This window comes from Nocardia sp. NPDC050435, assembly GCF_040655395.1.
Classification (GTDB): domain Bacteria; phylum Actinomycetota; class Actinomycetes; order Mycobacteriales; family Mycobacteriaceae; genus Nocardia.
Window position 1 is genome coordinate 263,638 of sequence record NZ_JBFAJW010000006.1, and the last position, 12,990, is coordinate 276,627.

Here is a 12,990-nt window from a genome sequence, read left to right on the forward strand (position 1 = left end):
AATCTTGTGATATCGCGCACACCTAGGGTCGAACCGGTTCCGGCACAACGTGATTCGTCATGTCGTCGATCTCCGTCAGGCCGTCGGCGGAGATCGCGACCAGCCGCTCGGTGGCGGCATCGTAGAACAGGCCGGTGACCGCGACGCCCCGCTCGGCCACCCCGCGCGCCACCGCCGGATGCGCGTGCAACGTCTCGACCTGCAACGCCACGTTCACCATGGCCAGCTGATCCACCTCGCCGAACCCCGCCTGCGCCGCCGCGGTCGCGACCGGATGCCCGAGCCGGAACCCGGTCAGGCTCGGGCGAGCGTGCGCCAGCCAGTCCTCGAGCCCGGGGCCCGCGGGCAGATCCCGGTGCAAGGCCGCCATCGCGCCGCAGCCGGAGTGCCCGCAAACCACCACACTGCGCACGTCCAGCTGCTCCAGGGCGTAGATCAGCGCCGCCTCCACCGAGACGTCGCTGGCCCCCGCCGGCACCAGGTTGCCGACATTGCGCACGGTGAACAGGTCGTCCGGATGGCTGTGGGTCAGGGCGTTCGGGACGATCCGGGCATCCGAGCAGGTCAGGAAGAATGTGTCGATCCCGGCGTGCTCGCCCGCGTCGGCCGGGCGCGGCCGGGCCGGCTGCGCGTGACCGCGGTGATAGGCCGCGATCCCGGCGACCGTCGGATCACCGTGCCGCGCGGCGCCGCGCGTGGGGCCGATCAGCTCGGCGGTCGCGTTGCGGGTGTGCTCGCGCGCGGGCGGCCCCGAGCCGGCGCCCGCCATCCGCACCGGGCCCAGTTCCACGAATTCGACGGTGCCGCCCTCGCTTCGGTGCCGGCGCGCCCAGTCCTCGATGGTCTCCCAGGCGGCGTGATCGAGGAAGTCGACGCTCATCTCCAGCCGGACCGTCGCGCCCTCGGGCACCTTGGCCAGCTCCGAGGACAGCTTCACCAGTGCCAGGAAGCTGCAGCTACCCTCGATCGTCACCAGCCAGTGCTCGCCGAACTCGGTGCCGGGCAACGGTTGTGCCACCACATGCGTGCGCACCACGCGCCACAGCAGGAAGACGAAGGCCAGCGCCAGGCCGATCAGCACGCCCTCGAGCAGGTTGAGGAACACCGACCCCAGCACCGTGACCGCGTAGACCAGCAGATCGCCGGTGCGGTGCGCCAGCTTGATGTGGGCCAGCTTGACCAGCTGCATGCCGATCACGATGAGCAGCCCCGCGAGCGCGGCCATCGGGATCTGCCGGACCAGGCCGACCAGGGCCACCGCGAAGATCAGGATCCAGACGCCGTGCAGGACCGCCGAGGCCTGACTGCGCGCTCCCGCTTGCACATTCGCCGAGCTGCGCACGATCACGCCGGCCACCGGCAGACCGCCGAGCAGACCGGAGAGCACGTTCGCCGAGCCCTGCCCGAGCAGTTCCCGGTCGAAGTCGGTGCGCTTGCCGCCGTGCATCTTGTCCACGGCGACCGCCGAGAGCAGGCTCTGCACGCTCGCGATCAGCGCGATCGTCAGCACCGTCACCGCGACGTCGAACCAGCTGCCCGAGGGCAGGCTGGGCAGCCCGATCTGCTCGAACAGGCTGCCGTTCAATTCGATTCGGTCCACCTGCACCGGAAGCGCCAGCGAGAGCGCGGTACCGGCGGTGACCGCGACCAGCGGGCCGGGCAGCACACGCAGGCGCGCCGGCATGTAGCGCCAGCCCAGCATGATGGCGATGACCGTGCCGCCGATCAGCACCGCCGGGCGATTGGCGTGCAGCAGCTGGCCCGGCAGTTCGGTGATGTTGTGCCAGGCGGTGCTCTGCGCGCAGCCGCCGAGCAGGACGTGCACCTGCTGCAGCGCGATGGTGATGCCGATCGCGGCCAGCATCGCGTGCACCACCACCGGCGTGATCGCCAGCGCCGCCCGCGCGATCCGGCTCAGCCCGAACATCACCTGCAGCACCCCGGCCGCGACGGTGATGAAACACGTGGCAGCCCAGCCGAATTGATTGATCGTCTCGGCCACGACCACGGTGAGTCCCGCGGCGGGCCCGCTCACCTGCAACACCGAGCCCCCGAGCAGCCCGCCGACGATGCCCCCGACCACCGCCGCGACCAGCCCGGCGGCCACGGGCGCGCCGCTGGCGACCGCGATGCCGAGCGAAAGCGGCAGGGCGACAAGGAAAACCACCAGCGAGGCGGGTAGATCGTGGCGTAAGACGCTCCGGAGTAGGTCGAAGAACCACTGCGCCCGCGCCGGACCGAGATCGGCGGCGGTGGAGCGCGGCAACGTCCGTGGTGCGGGATCGGTGTCGGTGAACATATTTCTCCTTCGCCGAACCGGCAGCGCCGGAACGGTTCATCGGGCGAACATGTACAGGCATCGAAAGCGAGCGGCGGGCGAAGCGGGAACTTCGAAACGCTGGGTTGGAGCAACCACCCGGTTACGCAGAGAACGCGCTGATAGTAAAGACTTCGCAAAGCAGATGGAAAGGGATTGGGGTCCCTGACCGAAAATCGCTATCAAAATGTGACCGCAGTCACACCAGGATACGCGCAAATCCGGCGTCCCGGCACGGCTGTGCCAGAACCGGAATCGCCTCGGCGGCGCGTCGGCCCGCCGGGGCCGGTGTCGCTCAGGCGTCTTCGAGGAGGTGTAGGCGACGCGCGAGATCGGAGACGAAGATCCGCTCCGGATCCGCGGCGTCGCGCACGCGCCGCCATTCGTCCAGGCGCGGGTACATCGCGCGGATCGTCGCCGGGGTGGCCCGGGAGTCCTTGGCGAAGTAGAGGCGGCCCCCGGCGGCCAGGACGCGCTCGTCGAGGCGGTCGCAGAACTCGGCCAGGCCGGGCGCCAGCGCGAAGTCCAGACTGAGCATGTACCCCGGATGCGGCCAGGACAGCGGCGCCCGGTTACCGGGGCCCATGCGCTTGAAGACGTTGAGGAACGAGTGGTGGCCGGAGTGCGCGATCGCCCGCACGGCGGCGGCCAGCTGATCCTCGGCGCCGAACGGCACGGAGAACTGGTACTGCATCATCCCGCGCGGCCCGTAGGCCCGGTTCCATTCGCCCAGCAGATCCAGCGGATGCAGGAACTGGGTGATGTTCTGGATCAGCCCGCGCCCGTGCGCGGGAAAGCTGCGGTAGGCGAGCGCGCCGCCCAGGCGCGTGGTCAGGTTGTTGACCAGGCCGGACGGGAAGATGTCCGGCGCGGTGAACAGCTGCGGCGCGGCGAAACGCAGCGGATCACGGCGTAGCTTGGGCGGCAGCTGGTCCAGGGTGGCCAGGTTGCCGCGGCTGAAACCGGCCCGGCCGAGCCTGCCGTCGATGCTGATCGTGTCGGGCACCGCGACGGAGTACTCGTAGCCCTCGTCCGAGCCGTCGGTCAGCAGCTCCATCGTCTCGGCCAGCGTGCCGGTGCGGTCGCTGTCCACGAGGAAATAGGCGGTTTCGGTGCGCTTCAGCCGGATTCGCGCGCGCACCACGATCCCGGTGAGCCCCATCCCGCCGACCGTCGCCCAGAACAGCTCGGCCCCTTCGCCTTCGGGAGTCAGGGTGCGCACCGACCCGTCGGCGGTGAGCAGCTCCAGCGCGAGCACGTGATTGCCGAAGCTGCCCGCCGAGTGGTGGTTCTTGCCGTGGATGTCGGAGGCGATCGCGCCGCCGATGGTGACCTGGCGGGTGCCCGGCAGCACCGGCACCCACAATCCTCGCGGCAGCGCGGCCCGCATCAGGGCGTCGAGGCTGACGCCCGCGTCGACGTCGGCGATCGCCCCGTCCGGATCGATCGAGTGGATGCGGTCGAAGGCTGTCATGTCGACGACGACACCGCCGGCGTTCTGCGCCGGATCGCCGTAGCTGCGCCCGAGCCCGCGCGCGAGCACCCCGCGCTCCCCCGCCGTCCGCACCGCCCGCGCGACCGTGTCCAGATCCGGCGTCGAAAGCACCTGCGCCACAGTGGGTGCGGTGCGGCTCCAGCCGTTCAGCCGGCGCGGCGTGAGGACCGTCGTCTTCTCGGTGACATGCACTCGGTCCACCGTACCGGCGCGCGGGCGGACGGTGGCACTCAGTATTCGTCGCGTTTGCGCGGCCAGTCGGCGAAGTCCTCGCCGCGGCCGTGCGGAACGCGGTCGAGCAGCTGCCAGGTCGCGTTGAGCGCCTCGGTGCCGCGATCGTAGGTGGAGTAGGTGTGGAAGACGGTGTCCCCTTCGCGGGCGAAGCAGCTCAGCGCCATCAGCTCCATGCTCGCGAGCATGTCGCCGGGCCGGTTCGGCGTGGGGACGTGCATGAATTCGTAGAAGTCCTCGTTGAAACCGTTGTCGCCCAGCGACACCCACTCGATGTCCCAGCCGTAGCGCTTCTTGTAGTCGTTGAGTACGGGCAGCGGGGAGCGCGAGGCCAGCAGGAACGTCACATCGTGCTGCGCCAGGTGCGGCACCGCGCCCACCAGGTTGTCGGTCTCGAACGTGCAGCCCCCGCAGCCCGCCGGGGTCTTCGGGCCGTGCATGAAGTGCCGGATGATCAGCTGCGAGCGCCCGTCGAACAGCTCCGCCAGCGACTTGTCCCCGGCGTTGGTCTCGAAGCGATACTCCTTGGTCACCGGGACCCACGGCAGGGCCTGCCGTCGCCCGGTCAGCTCGTCGCCACGGCGGGTGAGTGCCTTCTCCTCGGCCCGGACCTGTTCGTAGGCCGCGCGCCACTGTGCCCGCGTGCCGATATCGTGCGTGGTCATGCCGCATCCTTCCGCTGGTTGTGGACACCTTTCTGATAGAGACGAGGCGCGGCAGCGGAATTCATCGGCTCAGCCGAGCAGGCGCTGCTCGGTGGCCACGGCGACGGCGGCCGCGCGGGTGTCCACACCGAGCTTCTCGTAGACCCGGCCCAGGTGCGTCTTCACCGTGGACTCGCTGATGTGCAGGGCTTTCGCGATCTCCCGATTGCCGTGACCGTGCGCGAGCTGGGCGAGGATGTCGAGTTCGCGGGCGGTGAGGGCGGGTGCGGGATTGCGCATCCGGGCCATCACCCGCTGCGCGACCGGCGGCGACAGCGCCGGTCGGCCCGCGGCGGCGGCTCGGATGGCGGCGAAGAGTTCCTCGGGGCGTTCGGCTTTGAGCAGGTACCCGGTCGCACCGGCGGCGATGGCGCGGGTGATGTCGGCGTCGGTGTCGTAGGTGGTGAGCACCAGCACGTGCGGGCCGCGCGCGCCGGCGATGCGGCGGGTGGCCTCGATCCCGTCGATGCCGGCGCCCAATTGCAGATCCATCAGCACCACGTCCGGAGCCAGGCGGGCGGCGAGCGCGATGGCCTCCTCGCCGGTGCCCGCCTCACCGGCCACCTCGATGTCGGCGGCGCTGGACAGCAGCGCCAGCAGCCCGGCCCGCACCACCGCGTGATCGTCGCAAACAAGAACGCGCACAGTCGGATTCATGATGCTCCCAGGGGAATGGCGGCGGACAGCACGGTGCCCTCGCCGGGCGCCGACTCGACGGTGAGGGCGCCGCCGAACTGCTGCAACCGGGCTCGGATGGCGGCGAGCCCGTAGCCGCGATCACCGGTGCCCGGTGGCCCGGCGGCGTCGAAGCCGCGGCCGTCGTCGGCGATGTCGAGGACGACCTGGTCCTCGAGCGTGGTCAGGGTGAGGGTCGCGGTGCGCGCGGCGGCGTGCTCGCGCACGTTGGCCAGCGCGCCCTGGGCGATGCGCAGCAGCGTCGCCTCCACCCGGTCCGGCAGGCGCGGCGGTTCGCCGTCGCAGTGCACGCGGACGGTGAGCGCGGCGGAGCTCTCGCGCCCGGCGAGCGCGCGCAGCGCGGCGGCCAGCGAGCCGCTCGCGGCCAGATCGGCGGGGGCCAGGTCGCGCACGAATTGCCTTGCCTCGGTGAGGTTCTGCTCGGCGATGGCCTCCGCGGCGCGGACGTGCTCGTGTGCGCTGTCCGGTGCGCTCGCCCAGACCCGGTCGGCGGCCTGCAACAGCATGCGCTGACTGGACAGGCCCTGGGCGAGGGTGTCGTGGATCTCCATGGCCAGGCGTTCGCGCTCGGCGAGGGTGCCTTCGCGGCGTTCGGTGGCGGCGAGTTCGCGGCGGGTGCGGATCAGATCCTCGATGAGCACGCGCTGCTCCTCGGACCGGCGCCGCATATAGACGAACACGGTGGTGGCCAGCACCACCACCGTGGGCAGCGTGAGCAGCACCGCCGGATCCGCCCAGCCGGCCAGCCGCAGCTGCGCGCCCGCCACGAACGCGGTGAGCACGGTGACCAGCAGCAACGCGGTCCGCACGGGCAGGATGCGCAGCCCGGTGTACAGCAGCGGCACCGCGCACCAGGCGAAACTGGGCGCGAGCGCCACCAGCACGATCCAGAGCGCGACGACCGCGGCCAGCCAGGCGACGCGGCCCCGGCGCGCGCCGAGCGCGTAGACCACGGCCACCGCCGCCGACAGGGCGATGATCGCCGGTGTCCGCGCGGACTCGGGATGGCGGAACAGGAAGCGGGCCAGCGCGGCGGCGACCAGCACCAGGAACGCGACGTGCATGACCACGCCGATGTTCCGCTCGCTCTGCGCACTGTCGCCCACCAGCCCATTCTGCCCGGGCGCGTCCCGGCGCGGATCAGCCGATCGGACGACCCCGGCATCGGCCGGGTTACCGCCGGAAGCCGTCCGGCCGCCCGATTCGGCGGCGCCTGCTCCGGCCGCAGGATCGATCAGGCAGCACACCACTCGAACCGAAGGACCCGCCATGAGCACTCCCTCCCGCCGCACCCTGACCGGACTCGTCACCGGCGCCGCCGTCCTGGCCGCCGTCGGCGCGGGCGCGGTCGCCGTCGACCTGACCGGCTCCGACGCCCCCGCCACCGCGCAGGTCGCCCTGGCCGCGGACGCCTCCCCGGGCAACCTGCGCCAGAGCACGCACCTGTCCGTCGACGCCGCCACCCGCGCCGCGCAGGCCGCGCTGCGGGCCGCCCAGCAGAAGAACCAGCGCGTCAGCGTGGCCGTGGTCGACCGCGACGGCAACACCCTGGTCACCCTGCGCGGCGACGGCGCGGGCCCGCAGTCCTACGACTCGGCCGAGCGCAAGGCCTTCACCGCCGTCTCCTGGAACGCGCCCACCACCGAACTCGGCAAGCGCCTGGCCTCGGCTCCGCAGCTCGCCGACATCCCCGGCACCCTGTTCCTCGGCGGCGGCGTTCCCGTCACCACCGGCGGCGCGCCGGTCGCGGGCATCGGCGTGGCGGGCGCGCCCAGCGGTGATCTGGACGAGGAGTTCGCGCGGGCGGGTGCGGCGGAACTGTCGCGCTGAGCCGGTTCGGGTCCGCCGGTCGTCCCGCGACAGGAGGCCTGGGACCGCGATCGCCGCGCCGGGGCCGAGCTGTGATCGATTACACCGCATCGGCGGGCACGCACGGGCTTATGCTCCGAACTCGGGGAGTAGAACGAGCGCAGGAGGGGCCATGTCGTCGCGAACGGAATCCGATTCGCCTGCGCGCCTTCATGTTCGGCGCGGGGGCAGTGGTCCGCCGGTGCTGCTGGTGCACGGCGGGCTCGGGCCGGAGGTGACCTGGGCGCGGCAGGCGGAGCTGGAGCGCGAGTGGTCGCTGATCGTGCCGAGCCGGCGCGGCTACGCGCCCAGTCCGCCCGCGGCGCAACAGGATTTCCTGGTCGACGCCGCCGATCTGGTGTCGCTGATTGCCGAGGTGCCCGGCGGCGTGCACCTGGTCGGCTACTCCTACGGCGGGCTGGGTTCCTGCCTGGCGGCCGAGGCCGCGCCGGGTCTGATCCGCTCGCTGACACTCGTCGAGGCGCCGCTCTGGAGCGCCGCCGCCGAGGACGAATCCGTGCGGCGGCTGATGGTGCTCTCGGACCGATTCGCCGCCGAACCCGCCAACGCGCAGGCCGAGCGCGAGTTCTACGCGCTGGCCGGGCTCGCCCCGGACATGCTGAGCCGAGCGGACATTCGGGCGTCGATGGCGATGTGGCGCGAGCTGCGCTCGCCGCGGGAGGCGCAACCGCGGTTCGAGACCATCGCCGAGGCGGAGATTCCGGTGCTGGTCGTCTCGGGCGAGCACAACCCGGGCATGGAACGGCTCTGCGATGCCGTCGCCGCCCGGCTGCGCGGGAGCCGCGCCCGGCTGCCCGGCGCCGGGCACGCCGTGCCGCGCACCGCCGCCTTCAACCCGACGCTGACGGCCTTCCTGACCGCCGCCGAGCGGGCCCGCTGACCCGTCAGGCCGGTCAGTCGTCGAGGTGAGCGCGGCGCAGGCGCTGGATGAAGTCCTCCAGCGGGGCTTCGTCGGCGCGCTGCGGCAGCGCCGTACGCGCGGTGTCGAACTTCTGCTCGTACTCCGCGATCAGCGCCTTGGCGGCGGCTTCGCCGGCCTCGGTGGTCATCTGCCGGCCGAACTCGAAATACGGCTCGGGGTCGGGCAACCGGACCGGCAGCGTGCCGGTGGTGTAGAGCTGGTGGCCCTGCCACAGCAGCCGCCGCAGGTGGCGGGCGTGCTTGGCCAGCCGCCGATCCTGCAGGCCCTGGGTCTCCCGGCGGGTCAGCATGCGCCGGAATTGCGCCATGGCGTAGCCGAAGTAGGCGTGCCGGACCCGTTGCGCCGACAGGAAACTCGACCGCAGGCCGACCAGTTCCCGGCCGAAATCGGTGGCGACGGTGTACTCGTCGAGCCAGAGGATCTCGGTGACCGTCGGATTGCAGGCCAGGATCAGCCCCATCGCCTTCCCGACCTCGTGGTAGGTGGCGTCGGCGGCGCCGCGGCCGTGGCGCGTACCCCGGTCCCGGGTCGGCGGATTCAGGCCCAGGAAGCTGCGGGTCGGCTCGACGTAGACCCCCAGATAGTCGACATCGCTCTGCGGCGTATCGAGCCCGTAGGCCACCGATCCCACCACGCCTTCGAGCAGCAGATCGCTGCGATCCTCCATGACAACCCCTCCCGGCGGCTTTCCAGCACTTTCGCAGCCGGCACGCGCCCCGGGCAACCGATTTCCGCGAGTGGCACACGGCCTCCGGGCCGTGTGCCGCTCACCGGCACTCAGTACGCGATGAACAGGATTTCGTCGCGGGAGTATTCGTGACCGGGATGGTTCTCGGCGAGATGCTGCTGCGTCTTCGCGACCAGGTCGTCCTCGTCGGTGCCGACGATGGTTTCGCCACAGGGGCAGTTCAGGTTTCGTTTCACCAGTGGGCCCTCCTCTCGTCCTGGAGTCTAGGCGGCCGCCGAGCGCGCCGCACCGGCCGCCCGCTACCCGGTGAGCAGCGCCAGCACCGCTTTGGGCGCGGCCAGCCACTCCCGGGCGTTGTTGCGGAGCACGGTGATCCGCCGGCATTCGCACGGCGCGGTGACCCCGTGGGCCTCGATGCCCGCCGAGCGGCACAGGGCGACGGCGCGCGGCACGTGCTGGTATTGGGTGACGACGAGCGCGCGGTCCACGCCGAACAGGTGTGCGGCGCGTTCGCAGGTCTCGCGGGTGGAGAAGCCCTCACGATCCGAGCGGACCAGCCACGGATCGATCCCCTGATCGGCGAGATATTTTGTCATCGAGGCGATTTCGTCGCCCGATCGGCCCGCGCCGTCACCCGAGACCAGGATCGCACCGGCCCGCCCCGTGCGCACCAGCTCGATCGCGGCGTCCAGGCGCCCGCGCAGGTAGGCCATCGGCGTGCCGTCCTCGGCCACCTTCGCGCCCGGCACGATCACCACCGGGGCGACCGGCGCGTGCGCGGTATCCGAGCGATGCCCGGCCGAAACCAGCCACAACCAGGCGTTGCTGCCCGCGACCAGTACGAGCAACCCCGTCACCGTCAGCCCGCCCCAGATCAGCAGTGGCCGCCGCTTCGCCCGCACCCGGATCCTCCCTCGATTTCCCCGAGCATATCGCCCTCAGAGGGTGTCGAGGAGTTCGCGCAAGCGCAGCAGCGTCGACCGCCAGCCGCGTTCCATCGCGTTGCGGGCCATCTTCTGCCGGCGATTGTCGATGTCGAAACCGGTCTGGGTCAACAGGAATCGGGTGCCGCGGCCCTGCGGCTGGATCGTCCAGTCGACGACCCAGCGGGCGGGCGGCTGCGCGCGCAGATCGAACCAGGTGTAGGTCAGCTGCTGGTTCGGCCGGGCGGTCAGCACCTCGCAGGCGATCTCGCCGGGCGGTTTGGTGGGGAGCACGAAGATGAAATGCGTGCCGGTGGTCGCGGCGAACCCGACCGAGCACATCAGCCACCGTTCGAGCAGATCCGGATCGGTCAGCACCCGCCACACGGTCTCCGGGGTCTGCGGGAAGAAACTCCCCACCTCCACCGCAGCAGGATCCAACTCCGAATCCGACATCACCGGCCCACCGCCTCCACTAGTCCATAACCGCACGAGGAGCAGTGCCCAGCATCTTACGGAAGTCCAGGGCGCGAACTCGATCATCGCGGTGAACTTGCGTGCCGCGGCCGGCCGGCCGCGCCGGGTTACCGAACAGGGTCAGACCTCCGACTTCTCGAGCGCTTCGGTGTAGACCGCGAGAATCCGGGCGCTGTGCCGTGATTGGCGCGGTTCGTCGGCGTGCGCGGCGAGCGCCTCGCGCATCGCCGCCAGGCGGGAGCGGTCGCGCGCGAGGTCGCACAGCACGGCGGCGAAGGCGGGCACCGAGGAGTCGGCGGCGCGGACGCCGCCCGCCGCGGGGACGGTTTCGGAGAGCTCGGGGTCGCAGTAGACGATGGGCAGGCCCATCGCCAGGGCCTCCAGCAGCACCATGCCCTGGGTGTCGCAGTCCGAGGTGAGCAGGAGCAGGTCGTGCTCGCGCATGGCGCTCAGACAATCGGCCTGGCTGACTTCTCCGCGCACGCGGACTCGTTCGCCCAGTTCCGCCGCGGCGGCGGCCACGCGGCCGGCCAGCGGGCCGCTGCCGTAGACGTCGAGCACGCAGTTCTCGACCAGGCCCGCCACCGCGATCGCCTCGAGGGGGCGCTTCTCCGGCGACAGTCGTCCGCACCACAGCGCGCGCAGCGGCGGGCCGGGCGGCCGCTGCGGAGCGGCCGCGCCGCGGACGCGGTCCAGCAGCGCGTCGTCGATGCCGTTCGACACCACGTGGATCGGGCGGTCCACGCCGCGCACCGCCAGCCGGCGGGCGAAGTGCCGGGTCGGGACGATCACCCGGTCGGCGGCCTGCGCCTGCGCGATCAGCGGCCGCCAGGCCAGCCGGGCGACGCGGTCGTCGCCGTCGTGGCTGCGCTGGTGCCGCAGCGGCACCAGCGCCCCGTGCAGCCAGCGCATGGTCAACGCGGCCAGATACGGTGCCGGGGCGTACTTCTGGATCATGGTGTCGTCGCGGCTCTGCATCGTCTGCACGACCGGGAGGCCGTGCCGGCGCGCGGCGCGCAGGCCCGCGACGCCGCAGCCGTAGGTGGTCAGGGCGTGCACCAGGTCGACCGGGCCGCGCGCGGCGAACGCGGCGTCCACCGCCCGCCGGGTGGCCCGGGTCGGGAGCACCATGGGCAGGCCGTTGGACAGTGCCAGGGCTGGTACCGGCGCGAGCACGACGACGTCGGCGTCGGCGTCGGCGGCCACGGAGCCCGGGGCGGGCGGGCAGAACACGGTCACCCGGTGGCCGAGGCCGCGCAGGCTGTCGCACAGTGCGCGCATCGCGGTCTGCACCCCGCCCAGGGTCGCCGGATGGAAGTCGGTGAAGAACGCGAGGTGCACGGAAACCGCCGCGCCTCAGGCCGAGGCCGCGACGGCGAGCTTTTCCACCGCGTCCGCCGTGGCCCGGATGCCGTTCTCGGCGGCGACCAGCGCGCCGAGTTCCGCTGCCCGGCTGCGTGACTCGGGCGTCAGCGTCCGCACCAGGGCGTCGTGCAACCGATCCGCGGTCAACTTCGGGTACGGGAAGTCGGCTCCGATCCCGAGTTCCGACATCCGCCAGCCGTAGAAGAACTGGTCGCTGTGCACGCCGATCACCACGGCGGGCAGCCCGGCGCGCAGGACGTCGTGCGAGTTGCCGCTGCCGCCGTGGTGCACGACCGCGCTGCAACGCGGCAGCACCCGGTCGTAGTCGAAGGAGTCGAGGACGAAAAGCTTTCGGTCGTAGCCGAGGCCGCGCGGGTAGCCCTCCCCCTTCACCGTGACCAGCGCCCGCGCACCGAGCCGGCGGCATACGGCGGCGATGAGGTCGCAGGAACCGGCGGGGTCGAGGATCGGCATCCCGGTCAGGCAGAAGTAGATCGGCGCCTCGCCCTCGTCGAGCCACGCGTCCAGCGCCGGGTCGACCTCCGATTCGCCCCACGCGCCGCGCAGGTGCGCGGGCAGGATCGGCGCGCCGACGACGGTGGAGCGCTCCGGCCAGTCGGCCGGTTTCGGCAGCAGCACCGGACTCACCATGTGCACCAGCGGAATCGCGTCCTCGCGGATGCGGCGGAACGGGTTGCGCGGCTTGCCGGGCAACCCCATAAGGGCGCGGACCCGGCGGTCCATCTTGCGGTAGGCCAGGCCGTAGGCGAGTTCGAACGCCGAGTAGCTGGCCAGCCGCAAGCGCCGCGAGGAGATCATCCGCTTGACCATGAACGAGGACGGGAACTCGGTGGTCCGCTCCAGCGGGTAGGGCAGGCCGCCGATCACGGTCTGCCCCGTCTTCTCCCGGCGTTCCATGGCCCACGGCAGCGTCGAGGCGCAGGACACGATCACGTCGGCGGATTCGCAAGCGCCGCAGAGCACCTCGTGCATGCGCTCGCCGCGCTCGCCCGCCATGATCTTCACGGTGTCCAGCATGATCTGCAGGAACGGCAGCGGATTACCCGAGGACAGACCGGCTTTCGCGGCGGGCGACTCCAGCAGCTCGGCCGAGTTGAACGGGATGACGTGCGGCTCGAACCCCGAGCGCCGCACCACGTCGGCGTAGTTCTCGGTGGCGGTCATCTCGACATGGTGGCCGCGCGAGCGCAATTCGTCGGCCAGGGCGAGGTAGGGCTGGTGGTCGCCGCGGGTGCCCGCGGTCAGCAACGCGATTCGCATGTTCAGGACTCCGTTCGGGATC

The 12,990-nt window shown here is 71.6% G+C and carries 13 protein-coding genes; 2 read left to right on the forward strand and 11 right to left on the reverse strand.

Annotated elements, in window-relative coordinates:
- Nucleotides 1-22 precede the first annotated feature (22 nt).
- The 5 genes from AB0I43_RS20580 to AB0I43_RS20600 all read right to left on the reverse strand — a co-directional run bounded on the left by AB0I43_RS20580 (nt 23) and on the right by AB0I43_RS20600 (nt 6,549).
- Complete coding sequence (locus AB0I43_RS20580) at nt 23-2,299, reverse strand: bifunctional SulP family inorganic anion transporter/carbonic anhydrase (protein ID WP_357432530.1); 2,277 nt, start codon at nt 2,297-2,299, stop codon at nt 23-25.
- A gap of 313 nt (nt 2,300-2,612) precedes the next feature.
- Complete coding sequence (locus AB0I43_RS20585) at nt 2,613-4,004, reverse strand: FAD-binding oxidoreductase (RefSeq protein ID WP_357432531.1); 1,392 nt, start codon at nt 4,002-4,004, stop codon at nt 2,613-2,615.
- A gap of 38 nt (nt 4,005-4,042) precedes the next feature.
- Nucleotides 4,043-4,708, reverse strand: coding sequence for a DUF899 domain-containing protein (locus AB0I43_RS20590; protein WP_357432532.1), 666 nt, complete (start codon nt 4,706-4,708; stop codon nt 4,043-4,045).
- Between the two features lie 69 nt (nt 4,709-4,777).
- Nucleotides 4,778-5,404 carry a response regulator transcription factor gene (locus tag AB0I43_RS20595; RefSeq protein WP_357432533.1) on the reverse strand — a complete coding sequence of 209 codons (627 nt, stop codon included), beginning with the start codon at nt 5,402-5,404 and terminating at the stop codon, nt 4,778-4,780.
- The gene (locus AB0I43_RS20600) at nt 5,401-6,549 is read right to left on the reverse strand and encodes a sensor histidine kinase (RefSeq protein WP_357432534.1); all 1,149 of its coding nucleotides are present in this window, start codon (nt 6,547-6,549) and stop codon (nt 5,401-5,403) included. The genes AB0I43_RS20595 and AB0I43_RS20600 overlap by 4 nt, the downstream gene beginning before the upstream one ends.
- A gap of 163 nt (nt 6,550-6,712) precedes the next feature.
- Between AB0I43_RS20600 and AB0I43_RS20605 the strand changes: the two genes are divergently transcribed.
- Both AB0I43_RS20605 and AB0I43_RS20610 read left to right on the forward strand, forming a co-directional pair.
- Entirely contained in the window at nt 6,713-7,273 is a 561-nt protein-coding gene (locus tag AB0I43_RS20605; protein ID WP_357432535.1) for a heme-binding protein, read from the forward strand.
- 151 nt (nt 7,274-7,424) lie between these two features.
- Nucleotides 7,425-8,192, forward strand: a complete 768-nt coding sequence (locus tag AB0I43_RS20610; protein WP_357432536.1) for an alpha/beta fold hydrolase — start codon at nt 7,425-7,427, stop codon at nt 8,190-8,192.
- Nucleotides 8,193-8,205: 13 nt separating this feature from the next.
- On the opposite strand, the gene AB0I43_RS20615 is transcribed toward AB0I43_RS20610, so the two are convergent.
- The 6 genes from AB0I43_RS20615 to AB0I43_RS20640 all read right to left on the reverse strand — a co-directional run bounded on the left by AB0I43_RS20615 (nt 8,206) and on the right by AB0I43_RS20640 (nt 12,968).
- Nucleotides 8,206-8,901: a nucleotidyltransferase domain-containing protein gene (locus AB0I43_RS20615; RefSeq protein ID WP_357432537.1), complete on the reverse strand. Its 696-nt coding sequence runs from the start codon at nt 8,899-8,901 to the stop codon at nt 8,206-8,208.
- Nucleotides 8,902-9,011: 110 nt separating this feature from the next.
- On the reverse strand, nt 9,012-9,158 hold the full coding sequence (locus tag AB0I43_RS20620) for a DUF1059 domain-containing protein (protein WP_356975629.1): 147 nt from the start codon (nt 9,156-9,158) through the stop codon (nt 9,012-9,014).
- Between the two features lie 63 nt (nt 9,159-9,221).
- Complete coding sequence (locus AB0I43_RS20625; RefSeq protein WP_357432538.1) at nt 9,222-9,824, reverse strand: ElyC/SanA/YdcF family protein; 603 nt, start codon at nt 9,822-9,824, stop codon at nt 9,222-9,224.
- A gap of 36 nt (nt 9,825-9,860) precedes the next feature.
- A complete protein-coding gene (locus AB0I43_RS20630; RefSeq protein ID WP_357432539.1) occupies nt 9,861-10,271 on the reverse strand; it encodes an SRPBCC domain-containing protein in 411 nt (136 codons plus the stop codon).
- A 171-nt stretch (nt 10,272-10,442) separates the two neighbouring features.
- Nucleotides 10,443-11,663 (reverse strand): glycosyltransferase, encoded by a 1,221-nt coding sequence (locus AB0I43_RS20635; protein WP_357432540.1) that lies wholly within the window; start codon nt 11,661-11,663, stop codon nt 10,443-10,445.
- Nucleotides 11,664-11,678: 15 nt separating this feature from the next.
- Nucleotides 11,679-12,968 (reverse strand): glycosyltransferase, encoded by a 1,290-nt coding sequence (locus tag AB0I43_RS20640; RefSeq protein ID WP_357432541.1) that lies wholly within the window; start codon nt 12,966-12,968, stop codon nt 11,679-11,681.
- Nucleotides 12,969-12,990: the final 22 nt, after the last annotated feature.